General features: G+C 62.6%; 20 protein-coding genes. 4 read left to right on the top strand and 16 right to left on the bottom strand.

The window, feature by feature from the left end; genetic code table 11:
• Positions 1 to 30 precede the first annotated feature (30 nt).
• Together pgeF and rluD are read right to left on the bottom strand one after the other, a co-directional pair.
• The gene (gene pgeF, locus APH33_RS16155) at positions 31 to 771 is read right to left on the bottom strand and encodes a peptidoglycan editing factor PgeF (RefSeq protein ID WP_054886112.1); all 741 of its coding nucleotides are present in this window, start codon (positions 769 to 771) and stop codon (positions 31 to 33) included.
• Positions 768 to 1,730, bottom strand: a complete 963-nt coding sequence (gene rluD, locus APH33_RS16150; RefSeq protein WP_027918228.1) for a 23S rRNA pseudouridine(1911/1915/1917) synthase RluD — start codon at positions 1,728 to 1,730, stop codon at positions 768 to 770. Before rluD ends, pgeF begins: the two co-directional genes overlap by 4 nt.
• Positions 1,731 to 1,877: 147 nt before the next feature.
• Here rluD and APH33_RS16145 point away from each other — a divergent pair, with 147 nt between their 5' ends.
• Positions 1,878 to 2,897: an outer membrane protein assembly factor BamD gene (locus tag APH33_RS16145; RefSeq protein WP_054886111.1), complete on the top strand. Its 1,020-nt coding sequence runs from the start codon at positions 1,878 to 1,880 to the stop codon at positions 2,895 to 2,897.
• A 93-nt stretch (positions 2,898 to 2,990) separates the two neighbouring features.
• Positions 2,991 to 3,221 (top strand): PP0621 family protein, encoded by a 231-nt coding sequence (locus APH33_RS16140; RefSeq protein ID WP_054886110.1) that lies wholly within the window; start codon positions 2,991 to 2,993, stop codon positions 3,219 to 3,221.
• 130 nt (positions 3,222 to 3,351) lie between these two features.
• Here the strand turns inward: APH33_RS16140 and thiO are convergent, their stop codons facing one another.
• Genes thiO through APH33_RS16115 form a run of 5 tightly spaced genes read right to left on the bottom strand, consistent with a single transcriptional unit; the run spans position 3,352 to position 6,193 of the window.
• Positions 3,352 to 4,449, bottom strand: a complete 1,098-nt coding sequence (gene thiO / locus APH33_RS16135; protein ID WP_054886109.1) for a glycine oxidase ThiO — start codon at positions 4,447 to 4,449, stop codon at positions 3,352 to 3,354.
• Between the two features lie 53 nt (positions 4,450 to 4,502).
• The gene (locus tag APH33_RS16130; RefSeq protein WP_054886108.1) at positions 4,503 to 4,892 is read right to left on the bottom strand and encodes a type IV pilin protein; all 390 of its coding nucleotides are present in this window, start codon (positions 4,890 to 4,892) and stop codon (positions 4,503 to 4,505) included.
• A 1-nt stretch (position 4,893) separates the two neighbouring features.
• Positions 4,894 to 5,367, bottom strand: coding sequence for a hypothetical protein (locus tag APH33_RS16125; RefSeq protein WP_054886107.1), 474 nt, complete (start codon positions 5,365 to 5,367; stop codon positions 4,894 to 4,896).
• Positions 5,364 to 6,014, bottom strand: a complete 651-nt coding sequence (locus tag APH33_RS16120; protein WP_054886106.1) for a PilW family protein — start codon at positions 6,012 to 6,014, stop codon at positions 5,364 to 5,366. The genes APH33_RS16125 and APH33_RS16120 overlap by 4 nt, the downstream gene beginning before the upstream one ends.
• Positions 6,011 to 6,193, bottom strand: coding sequence for a prepilin-type N-terminal cleavage/methylation domain-containing protein (locus APH33_RS16115; RefSeq protein WP_054886105.1), 183 nt, complete (start codon positions 6,191 to 6,193; stop codon positions 6,011 to 6,013). Before APH33_RS16115 ends, APH33_RS16120 begins: the two co-directional genes overlap by 4 nt.
• 109 nt (positions 6,194 to 6,302) lie before the next feature.
• Between APH33_RS16115 and APH33_RS16110 the strand changes: the two genes are divergently transcribed.
• Positions 6,303 to 6,782 carry a GspH/FimT family protein gene (locus APH33_RS16110; RefSeq protein WP_054886104.1) on the top strand — a complete coding sequence of 160 codons (480 nt, stop codon included), beginning with the start codon at positions 6,303 to 6,305 and terminating at the stop codon, positions 6,780 to 6,782.
• A 1-nt stretch (position 6,783) separates the two neighbouring features.
• Here the strand turns inward: APH33_RS16110 and ispH are convergent, their stop codons facing one another.
• The 6 genes from ispH to murJ all read right to left on the bottom strand — a co-directional run bounded on the left by ispH (position 6,784) and on the right by murJ (position 14,119).
• A complete protein-coding gene (gene ispH, locus APH33_RS16105; RefSeq protein WP_054886103.1) occupies positions 6,784 to 7,731 on the bottom strand; it encodes a 4-hydroxy-3-methylbut-2-enyl diphosphate reductase in 948 nt (315 codons plus the stop codon).
• Between the two features lie 14 nt (positions 7,732 to 7,745).
• Positions 7,746 to 8,183 (bottom strand): FKBP-type peptidyl-prolyl cis-trans isomerase, encoded by a 438-nt coding sequence (gene fkpB / locus APH33_RS16100; RefSeq protein WP_054886102.1) that lies wholly within the window; start codon positions 8,181 to 8,183, stop codon positions 7,746 to 7,748.
• The gene (gene lspA / locus APH33_RS16095) at positions 8,176 to 8,691 is read right to left on the bottom strand and encodes a signal peptidase II (protein ID WP_054886101.1); all 516 of its coding nucleotides are present in this window, start codon (positions 8,689 to 8,691) and stop codon (positions 8,176 to 8,178) included. Before lspA ends, fkpB begins: the two co-directional genes overlap by 8 nt.
• Complete coding sequence (gene ileS / locus APH33_RS16090) at positions 8,684 to 11,515, bottom strand: isoleucine--tRNA ligase (RefSeq protein ID WP_054886100.1); 2,832 nt, start codon at positions 11,513 to 11,515, stop codon at positions 8,684 to 8,686. Before ileS ends, lspA begins: the two co-directional genes overlap by 8 nt.
• Positions 11,512 to 12,462 (bottom strand): bifunctional riboflavin kinase/FAD synthetase, encoded by a 951-nt coding sequence (ribF, locus tag APH33_RS16085; protein WP_054886099.1) that lies wholly within the window; start codon positions 12,460 to 12,462, stop codon positions 11,512 to 11,514. The genes ileS and ribF overlap by 4 nt, the downstream gene beginning before the upstream one ends.
• Positions 12,463 to 12,580: 118 nt before the next feature.
• Positions 12,581 to 14,119, bottom strand: coding sequence for a murein biosynthesis integral membrane protein MurJ (murJ, locus tag APH33_RS16080; RefSeq protein ID WP_054886098.1), 1,539 nt, complete (start codon positions 14,117 to 14,119; stop codon positions 12,581 to 12,583).
• 250 nt (positions 14,120 to 14,369) lie between these two features.
• Between murJ and rpsT the strand changes: the two genes are divergently transcribed.
• A complete protein-coding gene (gene rpsT, locus APH33_RS16075; protein ID WP_003247625.1) occupies positions 14,370 to 14,648 on the top strand; it encodes a 30S ribosomal protein S20 in 279 nt (92 codons plus the stop codon).
• Positions 14,649 to 14,758: 110 nt separating this feature from the next.
• Here the strand turns inward: rpsT and APH33_RS16070 are convergent, their stop codons facing one another.
• Genes APH33_RS16070 through APH33_RS16060 form a run of 3 tightly spaced genes read right to left on the bottom strand, consistent with a single transcriptional unit; the run spans position 14,759 to position 18,321 of the window.
• Complete coding sequence (locus APH33_RS16070) at positions 14,759 to 17,059, bottom strand: PqiB family protein (protein WP_054886097.1); 2,301 nt, start codon at positions 17,057 to 17,059, stop codon at positions 14,759 to 14,761.
• Entirely contained in the window at positions 17,052 to 17,675 is a 624-nt protein-coding gene (locus APH33_RS16065) for a paraquat-inducible protein A (RefSeq protein ID WP_054886096.1), read from the bottom strand. The genes APH33_RS16070 and APH33_RS16065 overlap by 8 nt, the downstream gene beginning before the upstream one ends.
• Positions 17,662 to 18,321 carry a paraquat-inducible protein A gene (locus tag APH33_RS16060; RefSeq protein WP_054886095.1) on the bottom strand — a complete coding sequence of 220 codons (660 nt, stop codon included), beginning with the start codon at positions 18,319 to 18,321 and terminating at the stop codon, positions 17,662 to 17,664. The genes APH33_RS16065 and APH33_RS16060 overlap by 14 nt, the downstream gene beginning before the upstream one ends.
• Positions 18,322 to 18,419 lie beyond the last annotated feature (98 nt).

The following is an 18,419-nucleotide window of genomic DNA, read 5'->3' as shown; positions in this document are numbered from 1 at the left end:
CGGGCTTGCCCGCAAAGAGGCCAGTACAGGCTAGCGCGGAGCCAGCCAGACCAGCGAGGCGAAGCGCCCGCCCTGCGGGGTACGTCGGTAGGAGAAGAAGCGCCCATCACTGACCGTGCAGTAGCCACCGCCATAAACAGCCGTCACCCCACGCGCCGCCAGGCGAATGCGCGCCAGCTCATAGATGTCGGCCAGCAACTTGCCCGGCCGTTCGCCATCGACGAAGGCTCTGGCCGCTTCTGGATGCACGGCGGTAAATGCATCACGCACCTCCAGCCCCACTTCGAAAGCCTTGGGGCCGATGGCCGGCCCAAGCCACACCAGCACCTCTTCAGGTGCCACGGCCAGGCGATCGAGGGTCGCCTCAAGCACGCCGCCCGCCAACCCGCGCCAGCCAGCATGGGCTGCCGCCACGCGAGTACCGGCGCGATCACAGAACAGCGCCGGCAGGCAATCGGCCGTCATCACGGTGCAGGCGATACCTGGCTGGTCAGTCCAGCTGGCATCCGCTTCGGCCACCACGGCCGGATCGGCATCCGCCACCCCTTGGCCATGCACCTGCTTGAGCCACGCTGGCTGGATAGCGAAAGTGTCACTCAGGCGACGACGGTTCTCGGCAACCGCGACCGGGTCATCGCCCACGTGATCGCCGAGATTGAAGGATTCGTAGGGCGGCAGGCTGATGCCGCCCTCGCGGGTAGTGACGCAGGCACGAACCGAGGCCGGGGCTGGCCAGTCGGGAAACAACAGCGACTGCGTCAGGCCGCTCATCCGATAAAGCTCTCGCGGTCCTGGTTGAGCAGCGACAGCAACCAGACGAAGTCGTCTGGCAGCGGCGACTCCCACTTCATGATTTCACCGGTAATCGGGTGGGCCAGCGCGAGGAAACGCGCATGCAGGGCCTGACGCGGGAAGGTCTTCACCGCCTCGACCATGGTTGGGCTGGCAGCTGGCGGAATGCGGAAGCGCCCGCCGTAGGTCTGGTCACCGACCAGCGGAAAACCGACATGGGCCATGTGCACGCGAATCTGGTGGGTACGGCCGGTTTCCAGCTTCACGCGTACGTGGGTGTGCGAGCGGAAGCGCTTGAGCACACGATAGTGGCTGACCGCCGGCTTGCCGCCGTCGGTTACCGCCATGCGCTGGCGCATGCCGCCGTGGCGACCGATGGGCGCATCGATCTTGCCGCCAGCGGTCACTACACCAATCACGATGCACTCGTAGATGCGGCTGACTTTACGCGCTTGCATCTGTTCGACCAGCTTGGTCTGCGCCTGCAAAGTCTTGGCTACCACCATCAGACCCGTGGTGTCTTTATCCAGGCGGTGAACGATACCGGCGCGCGGCACGTTGACGATGTCCGGCACATGGTGCAGCAGCGCGTTGAGCAAGGTACCACTGGCATGCCCGGCAGCCGGGTGCACGACCAGCCCGGCAGGCTTGTTGATCACCATGATATGGTCGTCTTCGTAGACGATATCGAGTTCGATATCTTCTGCGATCCACTCACCCTGGGCCTCTTGCTCGGCCTCCAGGATAAGTTGCGAACCACCGTGGACCGGGTCCCGAGGGCGCACGACGGCGCCATCGACCGTCAGGCGGCCTTCTTTGATCCACGAAGTAAGCCGCGAACGCGAATACTCGGCGAACAATTGGGCGGCGACCTGGTCGAGGCGTTGGCCGCCCAGTTCGGACGGGACCTCTGCGCTAAGTTGAATGATCTCGGACATGCTCGATTCGGCGGGCGCACAGCCTTTGGTTTCGGCTGCGAGCTTGTGGTTAAATACGGCTTCTTTTGTCCCGGGGTTGGCCGGGGCGCTCATCATAACAGGACGGCACCGCCCAAGACAGCGGCCGTCAAAGGGACGCAAGCCGCCATGCAAGTGAAACACCTGCTGCTGATCGCCATCCTCGGGCTCACCGCGGCCTGTTCCTCCAATAAGGAAGTCATTGACGAGAACCTCAGTGAGGCCGAGCTCTATCAACAGGCTCAGGCTGACCTGGACAACTCCAGCTATACCAGCGCCGTGAACAAGCTCAAGGCGTTGGAGTCGCGCTATCCGTTCGGCCGCTACGCCGACCAGGCGCAGCTCGAGCTGATCTACGCCAACTACAAGAACTCCGAGCCTGAGGCTGCCAAATCGGCCGCCGAGCGCTTCATCCGCCTGCACCCGCAGCACCCGAACGTCGACTACGCCTACTACCTCAAGGGCCTGACCTCGTTCGACCAGGACCGCGGCCTGCTGGCGCGCTTCCTGCCTCTGGACATGACCAAGCGTGACCCGGGTGCCGCCCGCGACTCGTACAACGAGTTCGCCCAGCTGACCAGCCGCTTCCCCAACAGCCGCTACTCGCCGGACGCCAAGCAGCGCATGATCTACCTGCGCAACCTGCTGGCTTCCTACGAAATCCACGTGGCCGACTACTACCTGGGCCGCCAGGCTTACGTGGCCGCCGCCAACCGTGGCCGCTACGTGGTCGAGAACTTCCAGGAAACGCCATCGGTCGGCGACGGCCTGGCGATCATGGTCGAGTCGTACCAGAAGATGCACCTGGACGACCTGGCTGCCACCAGCCTGGAAACCCTCAAGCTCAACTACCCCGACCATCCGAGCCTGGTCGATGGCCAGTTCCAGCCCAAGCAGACCGAGTCTGACGGCCGCGGCTGGCTGTCCAAGGCCACCCTGGGCCTGATCGAGACCGACACCCCGCTGCCGCCGGGTGAAACCCGCGCCAACCAGGACGTGGTCAAGCAGTTCCAGGACGCGCGCGACGAGATGCCGCAAGAACTGCTGCCAAAGGACGAGAACGGCGACCCGATCGTGCCAGCCGGCCCGAAGGAAGCCGAGAAAGACCGCTCGTGGTTCAGCTACATGACCTTTGGTCTGTTCGACTGATCCACGTGACATGAGAAAGGGAGGCTCGAGGCCTCCCTTTTTTTATGCCCGCGTCCTAGACTGTCGGCTTCTCCAACCAACAAGCTGGACACCATGGTTCGCCTACTCTTCTGGATCGCCCTGATCGCCGCCGCGTTCTGGCTGTGGCGCAAGTTCAAAGTCAGCCAGCAGTCGCACTCCGAGCCCAAGCTCGATGCACCATTGAAGATGGTGCGCTGCGCCCACTGCGGCGTGCACCTGCCCGACGATCGGGCGCTGCAGCAGGGGAATGACTGGTATTGCAGCCAGGCGCACTTGCAGCAGGGGCCTGGTCAATCGCGGTGATCTGTTAGCTTGGTGAAATTGGGGCTGCTTTGCAGCCCTATCGCGACACAAGGCCGCTCCTACCAGAGACCGCAATCCCTGTAGGAGCGGCCTTGTGTCGCGAAAGGCCCGCAAAGCGGGCCCGGCAATCTCAGCCCAAACGCCCCTCTGGCGCATACGGCGCCGGATCGATGATCGGCTCGGCCCCGGTCAACAGGTCGGTGAACAACTGACACGAAGCCGGCGCCAGCACCAACCCGTTGCGGTAATGCCCGCAGTTCAGCCACAGACCGTCATGCCCCGGCACCGGGCCGATGTAGGGAATGCCTTCCGGCGACCCCGGCCGTAGTCCAGCCCAATGCCCCACCACCGTGGCATCCTCGAGCGCTGGCAGCAGTTCGATAGCCGAAGCCTTCAGGCTTGCCAGCGCGTCCTCGGTCGGTGTCTTGTCGTATCCGGCATGTTCCAGCGTACTGCCCACCAGGATGTGCCCATCACGACGCGGGATCGCATAGCGCCCTTTGGCCAGCACCATGCTCGGCAGGAAGTCTTCGGCGCACTTGAACAGGATCATCTGGCCCTTCACCGGCTCGACCGGCAGCTTGAGCCCCAACGTGCCCAAAAGATCACCGCTCCAGGCGCCTGCGCTAAGCACCACTTCATCTGCCCTGAGCACACCGTCAGCGGTCTGTACGCCAGTCATGCGTCCGTTCTCATGAATGAAGCCGCTGACCTGACAGTGCTCGCGCAGGGTCACGTTAGGCAGTGCCAGTAATGCCGCCTTGAGCGACTTCACCAAACGAGGATTGCGCACGTTGGCCACACCGGCCATGAAGATGGCGTGCTTGAAGCCCGGGCCAAGCACCGGCACCGCATCATAGGCAGCGGAAATATCCACAGCACTAAGTGGCCGCCGTTCGCGCTCGGCCCATGCCAGCGCCTCGGCTTCGTCGTCCAGGTCGAGCCAGTACAGCCCGGTGGTGTGCACCTCGGGGTCGAGACAGGTGCTGGCGAACAGGCGTTCGCCCAACTGTGGATAGAAATCCTGCGACCAATGCGCCAGGGCGGTCACCGCCGGGCTGTAGCGCCAGGGGTACAACGGCGAGACGATACCGCCGCCGGCCCAGGACGACTCGCGGCCCACCTCGCCCTGATCACACAACACCACCTGGCCTACCTTCGCCGCCAGGTTGAACGCGGTCAGCAGGCCGATCACCCCGCCGCCGACCACCACTACTTGCTTGCTCATCTGTAGATCCAACACCTGAAGTAATTCCGCGATGCCTGGGCACCATTCAACCTTCAGCTTCCCCAGCAGTGTTCACCGCTAACCGCTGCACCCGGATTGCTCTGCACGCCGGCCTGGTCGAGCTGGAAGTCGCCACAGCGATCATCGGCCATCGGGCCATCGGGCAGCCGGCGGGCGGTCAGCGTGAAGGTGTCGCTGTCGCGCTGGGCCTGCAGGCGGTAATGACGGTTGCCAGCGGGCAATTGCGGGTCACCCTCGGCGTACCGCCCGGTGCGCACGCGGTGGCGCTCCAGGCGCAAGGCGGCGTCATGCAGCAGGCCAACCACTTCGCTGCGTGCGGCTCGCCTGAGCTGGTCGCTGTAACTGGGGTAGGCAATGGCTGCCAGAATGCCGGTCACGGCCAGGACAATCAACAACTCGATCAGGCTCATACCTTGCTGCATGTCAGTCTTGCCTCAGTCTCTGCCGCCAGAGGATCCGCTGCGGGGCCTGTGGTTGAGCGATCGGTATGGCGTAGACGGCTTCCAGCACCTGACGGGCTGCCAATTGCTGGCTGACGGCTGTTACTCGGTACAAGGTGACCCGTTCGCCGTTGGGCATGTGGGCGGCGCGGGTTGTTGTCCCCAGGTTCTGCAACTGGAAATAGCCGTCTTTGCCACGCTGCCACTGACCGTGCAGGTCATGGGGACGGGGTGGTGGCGGGCAGCCCTTGCATGACAATGGTTGCGCCTGCTGCAGTTGTTCAACGCCGGCCTGCAACATGGCTTGCGCCTGCGCGAATGCCAGCAGGCCGTCGCGCATGGCACCGGTCAGGCGCGTTTCGATCAGCGCATCGCGCAGGGCTGAAGCCGCGAGCAAGCCCAGAAGAAGGCTGAGCACCAGCGCCAGCAGCAACACCATGCCACGTTGGCGGTTCATGGCATGGGCACCGGGTTGCGCAGTGCCACGCTCAGTTCATGGCGCTGCTCGAGCATCAAGGTCGGCTCATACAACGTCAGTTGCATGTCTATACGTTGCCCTTCCGAAGACTCGACTCGCTCTATCCGCCACTCACGCACATGATCGACCATGGGCTGTGGATTTCTGTTGTGACGTTTTAGCTTCAAGGTGCTGCCATCCAGCAGGTAGCGATGGTGACTGACCGGGATCGCCATGAGCTTCAATGGGTTCTCGGGGCGCTTGCTGTGTACGCTCACCTTCTCGATACAGTCGGTGAGTATCGTCCAGTCCGGCAAGCCGGCATGCCCTGAGGGTTCCGCGACGACCAAGCCAAGGCTGGCTGGGCCGACTTCCACGGGTTGGTTGAAGACTTGCCGCGCAGCCGGGTCCTGAAAATCGGCCGGTTCTAGCCGCAAGCAGCCGAACATTCCGGCCATGCGGATATCCTGAGCCATGCGCAGCAACGCCAGGCGGGCATCATCCTGCAAGCGAAGCGCTGCCCCCTGCAGGCGCCAGCTCTGGTGGGCGGAAACCAACAGCTGACCGGCCGCCACGACCACCATCAGCCCGATTGCCAGGGCCAGCGTCACTTCGAGCAAACCGAAACCGCTTTGCCGGCACCTCATCGGGGGCTTCGCTCTTGTTCGCTGTACTGCGCCAGCACCGCCTGCGCATCACGGCGAGCACTGTCCGTAGCCTGCAATGCTTTCAGTTGCAAACCTGCCGCGGCGAACATGCCAACGGCCACCACAAGCACCGCGAGCAACACCTCGATCAGCGTCATTCCCCACTGTTTGTTGTGCATCCCTTCACCTCCTGCGACTTCTCCTGCAATTGCCTTGAACTTGCTCGACTGGACCTCATGTCCAACGACCGTGAAGCTATAGCCAAGCACTTCCAGGGAGGAATGCACGGTGAGGCAACGTGGTGTAACACTGATTCAAACAATGTTTGCACTGGCCATGGCCGCCTTGCTGACGCAACTCGGCATGCCGGCCTACGCCAGGCTGAGCAATGACCTACACAGAGCTGCGGCAGCGCGAGACCTGGCCCAGGCGCTGCGCAGCGCGCGCAGCCACGCCTTGCTGCAAAGCCAGCCTGTGATTGTGCGATCGTTGGAAAATGATTGGGGCAAAGGCTGGATTGTGCAGTTGGAGCACAATCAACAAACGCTACGCGAACACCGGCTGCCACGTTCGATGCGGATCATCGAAAACACCAAGGGACAGGTGAAATTCAGTGCGCTGGGAATGCCAGTGGGGCAATTGGGCGCCACGCTGGAAGTGTGTGAGAGTTCCCCGGCGAGCAACAAGTACCAGGTAGTGATATCCAGCGAAGGCAGAGTCGACCTGCGCACAGTCGAGGTAGCAAACCCCTTGTGCGCAGGCCGCTGACTCAGATCAGCGAGCGAACACGCAGCTCCTTGGGCATGGAGAACGTGATGTTCTCCGGCCGCCCATCCAGCTCTTCGGCGCCGGTAGCGCCCCAGGCCTTGAGCTGTTCGATCACGCCCTGCACCAACACTTCGGGGGCCGAAGCACCGGCAGTGATGCCCACCCGTTGCGCCTTTTCAAACCAGGCACGCTGCATGTCCTCAGCGCCATCAATCAGGTATGCCGGGGTGCCCATACGCTCGGCCAGCTCGCGCAGGCGGTTGGAGTTGGAGCTGTTGGGGCTGCCAACCACCAGCAGCACATCACTTTCGCTGGCCAGCTGCTTGACGGCATCCTGGCGGTTTTGCGTGGCGTAGCAGATGTCGTCCTTGCGCGGGCCGCCGATGTTCGGGAAGCGTGCTCGCAGGGCATCGATGACGCGGCTGGTGTCGTCCATCGACAGCGTGGTCTGGGTAACGAAGGCCAGGTGGTCCGGGTCTCTCACCTGCAGCTGGGCAACATCGTCTTCGTCTTCGACGAGGTAGATGGCGCCGCCGTTGCTGGCATCGTATTGCCCCATGGTGCCTTCGACTTCCGGGTGCCCCTCGTGGCCGATGAGAATGCACTCACGACCATCGCGGCTGTACTTGGCCACTTCGATGTGCACCTTGGTAACCAGCGGGCAGGTCGCGTCGAACACCTTCAGGCCACGGCCGGCGGCTTCCTGGCGGACGGCCTGGGACACGCCGTGGGCGCTGAAGATGACGATGACGTCATCCGGCACCTGGTCCAGCTCTTCAACGAAGATGGCCCCACGATTGCGCAGGTCTTCTACCACGAACTTGTTATGCACCACTTCGTGACGCACATAGATCGGCGGGCCGAAGACTTCCAGCGCACGGTTGACGATTTCGATCGCCCGGTCGACCCCCGCGCAGAAGCCGCGCGGGTTGGCGAGTTTGATTTGCATGCTCGGCTCCAGGCTTACAGGGCCTTGACCTCGAGGATCTCCACCTCGAAGGTCAAGGTCTTGCCGGCCAGTGGGTGATTGAAGTCGATGGTCACCTGATTGTCATCGAACGCTTTGACCACACCCGGCAGCTCGGTGTTGGCGGCATCGTTGAAGATGATCAGCAGCCCTTCGGACAACTCCATGCCCTCGAACTGGGACCGCTGCATGACTTGCACGTTCTGCGGGTTGGGCTGGCCGAAGGCGTTCTCCGGGGCCACCACCACCGTGCGCTTGTCGCCGGCCTTGAAGCCGAACAGGGCGCTCTCGAAGCCCGGCAGCAGGTTGCCGTCGCCGACCTTGAAGGTGGCCGGCGCCTTATCGAACGTGCTGTCGACGGTGTCGCCGTTTTCCAGGTGCAGCGCGAAGTGCAGGGTGACTTCGGTGTTCTGGCCGATACGGGTGTCAGTCATGGACCGGATCCTCGGACTTCTTGCTCTTGAACATATCCAGCGCCAGCATCACCGCACCAACGGTGATGGCGCTATCGGCCAGGTTGAAGGCCGGGAAGTAATGGCGGTTCTGCCAGTGCACCAGGATGAAGTCGACCACATGGCCGAGCACGATGCGGTCGTACAGGTTGCCGATCGCACCGCCCAGCACCAATGCCAGCGCCACCGCCAGCCAGGTCTCGCCGCGCCCCAGGCGCTTGAGCCATACCACCAGCACCGCACTGACCACCACGGCGATCAGGGCGAACAGCCAGCGCTGCCAGCCAGCGCCATCGGCGAGGAAGCTGAAGGCGGCACCGGTGTTGTAGGCCAGGGTCCAGCTGAAGTAGTCCGGGATGACGACGATCTGCTGGTACATGGTCAGGGCGTTGTTGAAGTACAGCTTTGTGGCCTGGTCGAGGACCAGGACCAGCAAGCTCAGCCACAGCCATGCAAGGCGCCCGAAGCGCCCTGCTGCAGGGTTAGGCATAGTGGCGCACCTCACCCGAGCCGGTCAGGTTGTCGACGCAACGGCCACAGATTTCCGGGTGTTCCGGGTGGCTGCCGACGTCGGCGCGGAAGTGCCAGCAACGGCCGCACTTGACGTGACCGGACTTGACCACCTGCAGCTTGAGGCCTTCGACTTCGGTGGCCACGGCTTCGGCCGGCGCCTGGGCGAACGGCACTACGCTGGCGGCGGAAGTGATCAGCACGAAGCGCAGTTCGTCGCCCAGCTTGCTCAGGTCGGCGCTCAGGCCTTCCTCGGCGAACAGGGTGACTTCGGCCTGCAGGTTGCCGCCGATGACCTTGGCGGTACGCTGGTTTTCCAGCTCCTTGTTGACCGCGGCCTTGACAGCCATCACTCGGTCCCAGTAAGCGCGGTCCAGCTCGGTGCCTACCGGCAGCTCGCTCAGGCCCTGGTACCAGCCATTGAGCATCACCGACTCGTTGCGCTCGCCCGGCAGGTACTGCCAGATTTCATCGGCGGTGAACGCCAGGATCGGCGCGATCCAGCGCACCAGTGCCTCGCTGATGTGGAACAGCGCGGTCTGGCAGGAACGGCGGGCGACACTGTTGGCGCCGGTGGTGTATTGGCGGTCCTTGATGATGTCGAGGTAGAAGCCGCCCAGCTCCTGTACGCAGAAGTTGTGGATCTTCGAATAGACGTTCCAGAAGCGGTATTCGCCGTAGTGCTCTTCCAGCTCGCGCTGCAGCAGCTGGGTGCGGTCCACCGCCCAGCGGTCCAGGGCGATCATTTCTTCCGGCTTCAGCAGGTCACGGGCCGGGTCGAAGCCAGACAGGTTGGAGAGCAGGAAGCGCGCGGTGTTGCGGATACGGCGGTAGGCATCGGCGCTGCGCTGAAGGATCTGCTCGGAAACCGCCATCTCGCCCGAGTAGTCGGTCGCCGAAACCCACAGGCGCAGGATGTCAGCACCCAGGGTGTTGTTGACCTTCTCCGGTTCGATGGTGTTGCCCAGCGACTTGGACATCTTGCGGCCGCTTTCGTCCACGGTGAAACCGTGGGTCAGCAGCTCGCGATACGGCGCGTGGCCGTCGATGGCGCAACCGGTCAGCAACGACGAGTGGAACCAGCCGCGATGCTGGTCGGAACCTTCCAGGTACAGATCGGCGCGCGGGCCGGTGGCGTGGCCGATGTCATGGGAACCACGCAGCACGTGCCAGTGGGTGGTACCGGAGTCGAACCAGACGTCCAGGGTATCGGAGATCTTGTCGTACTGGCCGGCTTCGTCACCCAGCAGTTCGGCGGCATCGAGCTTGAACCAGGCTTCGATGCCCTCTTGCTCGACGCGCTTGGCTACCGCTTCCATCAGCTCGACGGTGCGTGGGTGCAGCTCGCCGGTCTGCTTGTGCAGGAAGAACGGGATCGGTACGCCCCAGTTGCGCTGACGCGAAATGCACCAGTCCGGGCGGTTGGCGATCATCGAGTGCAGGCGCGCCTGGCCCCAGGCCGGGACGAACCTGGTGTCTTCGATGGCTTTCAGTGCACGCTCGCGCAGTGGCTCGCCAGTGGTCGGCTGCTTGTCCATGCCGACGAACCACTGCGCAGTGGCGCGGTAGATCAGCGGAGTCTTGTGGCGCCAGCAGTGCATGTAGCTGTGGCTGATGGTTTCGGTGTGCATCAGCGCACCGACTTCGCTCAGCTTGTCGACGATAGCCGGGTTGGCCTTCCAGATGAACTGGCCGCCAAAGAACGGCAGCGATTCGACGTACACGCCATTGCTCTGCACCGGAGTGAGGATGTCGTCGTTGACCATGCCGTAGCGCTTGCAAGTGACGAAGTCGTCTTCACCGTAGGCTGGCGAGGAGTGAACCACGCCGGTGCCGGCACCCAGCTCGACGTAGTCAGCCAGGTAGACTGGCGACAGGCGGTCATAGAACGGGTGGCGGAAGTTGATCAGTTCCAGTGCCGAGCCCTGCGCGGTGGCGATCACCGAGCCTTCCAGGTTGTAGCGCTTGAGGCACGACTCGACCAGCTCTTCGGCCAGCACCAGCAGGCGCTCGCCGGTGTCGACCAGGGCGTACTTGAACTCCGGGTGGATGTTCAGCGCCTGGTTGGCCGGGATGGTCCAGGGGGTGGTGGTCCAGATCACGATGGCGGCTGGCTTGGCCAGCGACGCCAGGCCGAAGGCGGCAGCCAGCTTGGCCTCGTCGGCGACCGGGAAGGCCACGTCGATGGTCTGGGACTTCTTGTCGGCGTATTCGACTTCGGCTTCAGCCAGGGCCGAACCGCAGTCGAAGCACCAGTTCACAGGCTTGAGGCCCTTGAACACGAAGCCTTGCTTGACCATTTCAGCCAGGGCGCGGATTTCACCGGCCTCGTTGACGAAGTTCATGGTCTTGTACGGGTTGTCCCAGTCACCCAGCACGCCCAGGCGGATGAACTCGGCCTTTTGCCCTTCGATCTGCTCGGCGGCGTACTCGCGGCACAGCTCGCGGGTACGGTCGGCAGTCAGGTGCTTGCCGTGGGTGACCTCGACCTTGTGTTCGATCGGCAGGCCATGGCAGTCCCAACCCGGCACATACGGCGCATCGAAGCCGGACAGGGTCTTGGAGCGGACAATCATGTCCTTGAGGATCTTGTTCAGCGCATGACCGATGTGAATCTTGCCGTTGGCATAGGGCGGGCCGTCGTGCAGGACGAACTTTGGACGATCCTTGCCAATTTCGCGCAGCTTCTGGTACAGGCCAATGCTGTCCCAGCGCTGCAGGATCTGCGGTTCGCGCTGAGGCAGGCCGGCCTTCATGGGGAAGGCGGTATCCGGAAGGTTTAGCGTGGCTTTGTAGTCGGTCATTTCAGGCTCTTCGTTAGCGGTTGAGCGTGCCAATGTGCACGTGCGGCGGCGATATCCGCATCGATCGCCGACTTCAGCGCCTCCAGGGAGGCGAATCGCTGCTCTTCGCGCAGCTTGTGGTGGAATTCCACCGTCAGGCGCCGGCCATAGAGATCGCCGGCATAATCCAGTAGATGAATCTCGAGGTGCGGGCGGCCGTCACCAGCCACCGTGGGGCGCACGCCAATGTTGCCTACACCTGGCCAGGCCTTGCCGTCGATTTCGATACTGGCCAGGTAGACCCCGGACAGCGGCACGCGGCGGCGTTTGAGCTGGATGTTGGCGGTTGGCGTGCCCAGCTGGCGAGCCAGCTTCTGGCCATGCAGCACACGGCCGCTGATACGGTATGGTCGGCCCAGCAGGTGCTCGGCCAGCTCGAAGTTGCCCGCAGAAAGCGCCTTGCGCACTTCGGTGCTGCTGACCCGGAGGCCGTCCTGAATCACTGTGTTGGCCGCTTCGACGGTAAACCCGTACTGCTTGCCGGCAGCGACCAGGAAGGCGAAATCACCGGCACGATCACAGCCGAAACGGAAGTCGTCGCCTACTTCGAGGTGGCGCACACCCAGGCCGTCGACCAGGATTGCCTTGACGAACGCATCGGCGCTGAGCTGGCTCAGACGCTGGTTGAACGCCAGGCACAGCACCCGGTCGATGCCTTCGTCGGCCAGCAGCTCGACCTTGTCGCGCAGGCGCGCCAGGCGGGCGGGTGCGGTGTCCGGGGCAAAGTACTCGCGCGGCTGCGGCTCGAAGATCACCACGCAAGTCGGCAGGCCCAGCGCCTGGCCGCGCTCGCGCAGGCGCGCCAGGATCGCCTGGTGGCCGCGGTGAACCCCGTCGAAGTTGCCAATGGTGGCGACACAGCCCCGGTGCTCGGGGCGCAGGTTGTGAAGACCTCGAACCAGCTGCATAACGCGCTTCTTGCTCATAAAGTGGCCGATTATAACCACACCCGGGCGCTGGTGACAGGCAGCAGCGCCAAGGGGTGGCGTTGAATGTGAAAAACCGACGTCTGACCCGCCATCTACCTCAATGCAGGGCCTTGCGGGCAAAATGCCGAGGCCGGAAACCACACAGGTACAGGCAACCGAAATAGGTCAGCACACCCGCCGCGATCAGCGCGCCCAGGCGCAGGAACCGCTCGAGCATGTTGCCCTGTTCCCAGGCCGGCAGGTAATGCATGCCCAGCAGCAACACCGCTGCCATGAGGGTGACTGCCAGCACCAGCTTGAACAGGAACAGCGCCCAGCCCGGTTGCGGCTGGAACAACTGCTGGCTGCGCAGCTTCCAGAACAGCAGGCCCGCATTCAGGCAGGCGCCCAGGCTGATCGCCAGGGCCAGGCCGGCGTGCTGCAGCGGGCCGATGAGTGCCAGGTTGAACAGCTGGGTGCAGACCAGGGTGAAGATGGCGATCTTCACCGGCGTACGAATATTCTGCTGCGCATAGAAGCCCGGTGCCAGTACCTTGACCAGAATGATCGCCAACAGGCCGACCGAATAGGCGATCAGCGCGCGCTGGGTCATGGCCGCGTCGGTGGCGGTGAACTTGCCATACTGGAACAGCGCCACGGTCAGCGGTTCGGCCAGGATCGCCAGGGCCAGGGTGCACGGCAGCACCAGAAGAAAGCACAGGCGCAGGCCCCAGTCCATGATCCGCGAATACTCCTCGCGGTCCTTGTTGGCGTAGGTCTTGGCCAGGGTCGGCAGCAGGATGGTGCCCAAGGCCACGCCCAGCACGCCCGAAGGCAGTTCCATGAGGCGGTCGGCGTAATACATCCATGACACCGAGCCGGCCACCAGGAAGGAAGCGAAGATCGTGTTGATGATCAGCGAGATCTGGCTCACCGAGACCCCGAGGATCGCCGGCAGCATCTGCTTGAGCACGCGCCACACGCCAGCATCGCGCAGGTTGAGGCGCGGCAGCACGAGCATGCCGATCTTCTTCAGCGCCGGCAGCTGGTACAGCAACTGTGCCAGGCCTCCGGCCAGCACGCCCCAGGCCAGGGCCATGATCGGCGGGTTGAAGTAAGGCGTGAGCAACACGGCAAAGATGATCATCGCCACGTTCAGCAAGGTCGGGGTGAACGCCGGAACGGAAAAGCGGTTCCAGGTGTTGAGGATCGCACCTGCCAGCGACGACAGCGAGATCAGCAATATATAAGGGAACGTCACCCGCAACAGGTCCGTGGTCAGCGCGTACTTCTCGGGGCTGTCGACGAAACCCGGGGCCGTAGCCCAGACCACCCAGGGTGCAGCGAGGATGCCGACCGCCGTGACCAGCGCCAGCACCAGGGTCAGCAGGCCGCTGACGTAGGCGATGAAGGTCCGCGTCGCCTCCTCACCCTGTTGGGTCTTGTATTCGGCCAGAATCGGCACGAACGCCTGGGAGAATGCCCCTTCGGCAAAAATCCGCCTTAGCAGGTTAGGCAGCTTGAAGGCGATGAAGAAGGCGTCGGTGGCGATACCGGCACCGAAGACACGGGCCAGGATGGTGTCGCGCACGAAGCCCAGCACCCGCGAAATCATGGTGATGGAGCTGACTGCAGCGAGGGATTTGAGCAGATTCATCGAAAAGATTCACGCCAGGGACAGAGGGCGCTGCCAGACAGCGTCCGAATGTGCGATACTCCCGCGCCTTCGCAGGGGAGCCAAAAATTCCCGAGTTTACAGGTAGCACGGCAGAAAGGAACATTTCCCGCCTGTTGCTGCACCACTCGGCGGAACCCTGCAGGTGGCCTTGACATCCGGTCGACTCATCGGCATGATTCGCGGCCTATTTTGTTTGCTATTTACCTAAAGTCTTTCGAGGAGCTCGACGGTGGCCAACACACCTTCCGCCAAGAAACGTGCAAAACAGGCTGAGAAGCGTCGCAGCCACAACGCCAGCCTGCGTTCCATGGTCCGCACCTACATCAAGAATGTAGTTAAAGCCATCGACGCAAAAGACGCCGAAAAAGCGCAAGCCGCTTACGTTCTGGCTGTGCCTGTAATCGACCGTATGGCCGATAAAGGCATCATCCACAAGAACAAAGCTGCTCGCCACAAAGGCCGTCTGAATGGCCACATCAAGGCACTGAAAGAAGCTGCAGCTGCCTAAGCGACGTTCTAGTCGAAAAAACCGGCCCCAGGGCCGGTTTTTTTATGCGTGCGATTCAGGCCATGTCCAGCCATTGCGGGAGCGGGCTTGCCCGCTCCCCTGGCGCTAGCTTACTTCGCGATCTGGATCTTCGGCGCCCACTGCAGCCAGGCGTCCTCTGGCTGGTCGAACAAGGCGAAGGTCTGCTGCGGCCGGGCCGGGTTACCCATCTGCTCGCCCTCGGGCGTGGCAAAGGCAATGCCGCCATCGATGAGTGTCTGCAGCGACTCGGTACGCACCGTGGCACCCTTGAACAAGCCCCAGTCAAAACCGAAGCCACTGCTGTTCCAGAACCGGCTACCACTGCGCACCAGGGCGGCGTAGCGCGGCTCGATCAGAATGTGGATCAACACACGGTCCGCAGTCTGGCCCAGCTCGAAACCAGTGACCTTGCCCACCGCCACCTCGCGATAGGTGACCGGCACGCCCGGCTTGATCGAACCACGGCGCGGCGCGCTCAAGGTCAACGGCAGGCCGACTTCCTCCCCTGCAACTTCAGGCGCCTCGGCCAGCGCCATGAAATCACGCTGCGGCCCCTTGTCCTTCACCGCTGGCTGCACTTCGATGTACTGGCCGCCAATCAAGGTATCGAGGTTCTCGGTACGCACCAGCCCAAGTTCCGGCTTGACCACCCAGAACTGCGTGCCTGCCCGGGCAATGCGATCCGCCGCTTCAGTGATGCGCGCCCGCAGTACAACAGCTTGCAAGTCCTTGGTCAGGTCCACGCTTTCGACACTGCCGACATCCAGGCCACGGAAGCGAATCGGCGTACCTGGCTTGAGGCCATCGGCCCGATCTACGCGAATAGTCACCAGGGTGCCGGTGCGGTTTACCGCCTCCTGGCTCTCCAGCAGACGGAAGCGCGGAATACGGCGCTTAAGCGCAACATTGGGGGTTGGCGTATCAAAGGCGATACCACCTGCCATGAGCGTCTGCAACGACTCACTCTTGATCTTGATGCCAGACAGCCCGCCCGTCAGGGTGATACCGCTGACGTTCCAGAAGCGCGAGGAGCCGTTGACCAGGTTTTCGTACTCCTTCTCGATGTGCACACCAATCAGGATACGGTTGCTGTTGCGGGCAAACTGGTAGCTCTGCACGCTGCCCACCTTGACTTGGCGATACATCACCGGGCTGCCGATCTCGAGCGAACCCAGGGTATCGGCGAACAGCACCAGGTGCAGGCCTGGGGCCTTCAGGTCCAGCGGCGGCGCCTTGGCCCTGGCCTCGAATTCGCGCTGCGGCTTGGCGCCCTTCTCGCCGGGGCGGATGGCGATGTAGTTACCTTTGACCAACGCTTCCAGGCCGGTGATGCCAGCCAGGGAAATGGACGGCTTGACCACCCAGAACTGCGTACCTTCGACCAGATAGTCCTCAGTCAGCGGGTCGAGCGTCAGCTCGGCAGTGGCGCTGGACAGGTTGTCTTCCATCTTCAGGGTTTTCAACGAACCGACCTGGATACCCTTGTACATGACCGGCGTACGTCCGGCCTGGAGGCCTTCATAGTCGCTCAGCTTCACCTTGACGCGGATACCCGCCTGGGCCGCGTCGAAGTCTTCATACAAGCGGAATGGCAGGCTCGGGTCAGTCGGCGGGCTGTCCTTGCGGTATTCCGGCGTGGCGAAGGCGATGCCGCCGGCAACGATGCTCGACAGCGACTCACTGCGCACTTTCACGCCCGACAGATCAGCGTCGATACTGATGCCGCTGGCATTCCAGAAACGCGTGTGCTTGCGCACCAGGCTGGCATAGGCCGGCTCGATGAAGACCTTGACCTCGACCGTGCTCTGGTCGTCAGACAGGCGGTAGCTTTTCACCCGGCCAACCTGGATCTGCTTGTAGAACACCGGGCTGTCCCGATTGAGCGAACCCAGGCGCTCGGCCTTGAGGGTCAGGTGCAGGCCTGGCTCGCTGTCGGACAGCGGTGGCGCGACCTTCAGTGCGGTAAAGCGCTTGGTCCGTTCGCCTTCCCCCGGGCTGACAGCGATGTAGTTGCCGGATACCAGCGTTTCCAGGCCCGAGATACCGGCCAGGCTGACACTTGGCTTGACCAGCCAGAACCGCGTGCCCTTGGTCAGGTGCGGCTCGGCAGCCTTGTTCATTTCGATGGTGGCGATTACCCCCTGGTTCTCGCCCTTCGCATCCAGCACAAGTTTCGTGACCTTGCCGACGGACATGCCCTTGTAGATCACCTCGGTCTTGTTGGCGACGATGCCTTCGCCAGTCTCGAAACGCACCTCGATCTCAACGCCAGCATCGCGGTAGGCCTGCCAGGCCAGCCAGCCACCAATCATCAGCGCGATCAGCGGCAGGATCCAGATGGCCGACCAGTTCGAGGCAGGGCGGGTTTTAGCCGTTGGCATGTCACTCATGGTCGTCATCCGACTCCGTGTTATCCCAGATCAGTCGGGGATCGAAAGTTAAAGCAGCAAGCATCGTGAGGATCACCACAGTTGCGAAGGCGACAGCGCCCAGGTTGGCTTCGACACTGGCAATACGACCGAAATTCACCACTGCCACCAGAATGGCAATGACGAAGATGTCCAGCATTGACCAGCGCCCTATGAATTCGATGAAGCGGTACATGAGGATCCGTTGCCTTGCCGACAGCGGCTGGCGGCGCTGGACCGAATACAACAACAGGCCGATGCCCACCAGCTTGAAGGTAGGCACCAGAATGCTGGCAATGAACACGACGGCGGCGATTGGCAACATGCCGTGCTTGAGCAAGGTGATGACGCCAGACATGATGGTGTCGCCGCTACCCTGCCCCAAGGTGCTGACCGTCATGATCGGCAACAAGTTGGCCGGGATATATAGAATCGAGGCAGTGATCAGCAGGGCCCAGGTACGGATGATGCTGTTGGGGCGCCGCGCGTGCACGACAGCACCGCAGCGTGTACAGGTTTGCGAATCGCTCTCGGCATCCCGACGGTTAAGCTCATGACATTCATTGCAGACCAGGATGCCTGCATCAATCGCCCGCATGGAGGTCCTCCCCTGACAACGCACTCCAGATCTGGTGTGGCGACATCACCACTTCGAGCCAGACCTGGACCAGCAACAGACTGATGAAGCAGAACAGACCAAGGCCAATGGTCAGTTCGGCCAGATCCACGAGTTTGACGATTGCCACCAGCACGCCCATGAAATAGACCTCAAGCATGCCCCAGTCACGCAGGTGGTGATAAAAGCGGTAGAACACCAGCCCGTAATCACGCCCCACATTGAGGCGAATGCTCAACAACACGGCCAGCTGGCACAGCAGCTTGAGCAGCGGAATAGCCATGCTACAAAGGAACACCACCACGGCAACGCCGCGCATCTCTGAGTTGTAAAGGCCCAGCACACCACTCCAGACGGTATCGTCCGAAGTCTGGCCGAGCAGGTGCAACTGCATGATTGGCAGGAAGTTGGCCGGTATGAACAACAGCAAGGCCGTCAACACCAAGGCCAGGCTGCGGTTGACCACATTGTGCCTATGGGCGTACAGCTCGTAGCCACAACGCGGGCATTGGGCTTTTTCGCCATGCTGCAGCACCGGCTTGCGCATCAGTAGGTCGCACTCGTGACAGGCGACCAGTTGATCCAATGGCAACTGCTCTAGGGCTTGGGTTTGGACGGGATCGGGCATCTCGAGATTCTGAGTAGGTACGTCGGCTCTATTCTAGTGTTCCTAGCTCGAAATGTGGGAGACGACTAATGCCTGGCGCGCGCCCGGAAATGATCCAG

The organism is Pseudomonas sp. NBRC 111130 (assembly GCF_001320485.1).
GTDB lineage: Bacteria > Pseudomonadota > Gammaproteobacteria > Pseudomonadales > Pseudomonadaceae > Aquipseudomonas > Aquipseudomonas vlassakiae.
Note: the sequence above shows the minus strand (reverse complement) of the source record. Positions and strands in the feature narration are given on the sequence as shown.

Coding starts and splice junctions, on each gene's coding strand:
- ileS (WP_054886100.1), bottom strand. CDS start 11,515: ATGACCGACTACAAAGCCACGCTAAACCTTCCGGATACCGCCTTCCCC.
- APH33_RS16065 (WP_054886096.1), bottom strand. CDS start 17,675: ATGCGGGCGATTGATGCAGGCATCCTGGTCTGCAATGAATGTCATGAG.
- rluD (WP_027918228.1), bottom strand. CDS start 1,730: ATGTCCGAGATCATTCAACTTAGCGCAGAGGTCCCGTCCGAACTGGGC.
- fkpB (WP_054886102.1), bottom strand. CDS start 8,183: ATGACTGACACCCGTATCGGCCAGAACACCGAAGTCACCCTGCACTTC.
- ispH (WP_054886103.1), bottom strand. CDS start 7,731: ATGCAAATCAAACTCGCCAACCCGCGCGGCTTCTGCGCGGGGGTCGAC.
- ribF (WP_054886099.1), bottom strand. CDS start 12,462: ATGCAGCTGGTTCGAGGTCTTCACAACCTGCGCCCCGAGCACCGGGGC.
- APH33_RS16125 (WP_054886107.1), bottom strand. CDS start 5,367: ATGAACCGCCAACGTGGCATGGTGTTGCTGCTGGCGCTGGTGCTCAGC.
- murJ (WP_054886098.1), bottom strand. CDS start 14,119: ATGAATCTGCTCAAATCCCTCGCTGCAGTCAGCTCCATCACCATGATT.
- thiO (WP_054886109.1), bottom strand. CDS start 4,449: ATGAGCAAGCAAGTAGTGGTGGTCGGCGGCGGGGTGATCGGCCTGCTG.
- APH33_RS16070 (WP_054886097.1), bottom strand. CDS start 17,059: ATGAGTGACATGCCAACGGCTAAAACCCGCCCTGCCTCGAACTGGTCG.
- APH33_RS16130 (WP_054886108.1), bottom strand. CDS start 4,892: ATGCAGCAAGGTATGAGCCTGATCGAGTTGTTGATTGTCCTGGCCGTG.
- APH33_RS16145 (WP_054886111.1), top strand. CDS start 1,878: ATGCAAGTGAAACACCTGCTGCTGATCGCCATCCTCGGGCTCACCGCG.
- APH33_RS16120 (WP_054886106.1), bottom strand. CDS start 6,014: ATGAGGTGCCGGCAAAGCGGTTTCGGTTTGCTCGAAGTGACGCTGGCC.
- APH33_RS16060 (WP_054886095.1), bottom strand. CDS start 18,321: ATGCCCGATCCCGTCCAAACCCAAGCCCTAGAGCAGTTGCCATTGGAT.
- APH33_RS16115 (WP_054886105.1), bottom strand. CDS start 6,193: ATGCACAACAAACAGTGGGGAATGACGCTGATCGAGGTGTTGCTCGCG.
- lspA (WP_054886101.1), bottom strand. CDS start 8,691: ATGCCTAACCCTGCAGCAGGGCGCTTCGGGCGCCTTGCATGGCTGTGG.
- APH33_RS16140 (WP_054886110.1), top strand. CDS start 2,991: ATGGTTCGCCTACTCTTCTGGATCGCCCTGATCGCCGCCGCGTTCTGG.
- pgeF (WP_054886112.1), bottom strand. CDS start 771: ATGAGCGGCCTGACGCAGTCGCTGTTGTTTCCCGACTGGCCAGCCCCG.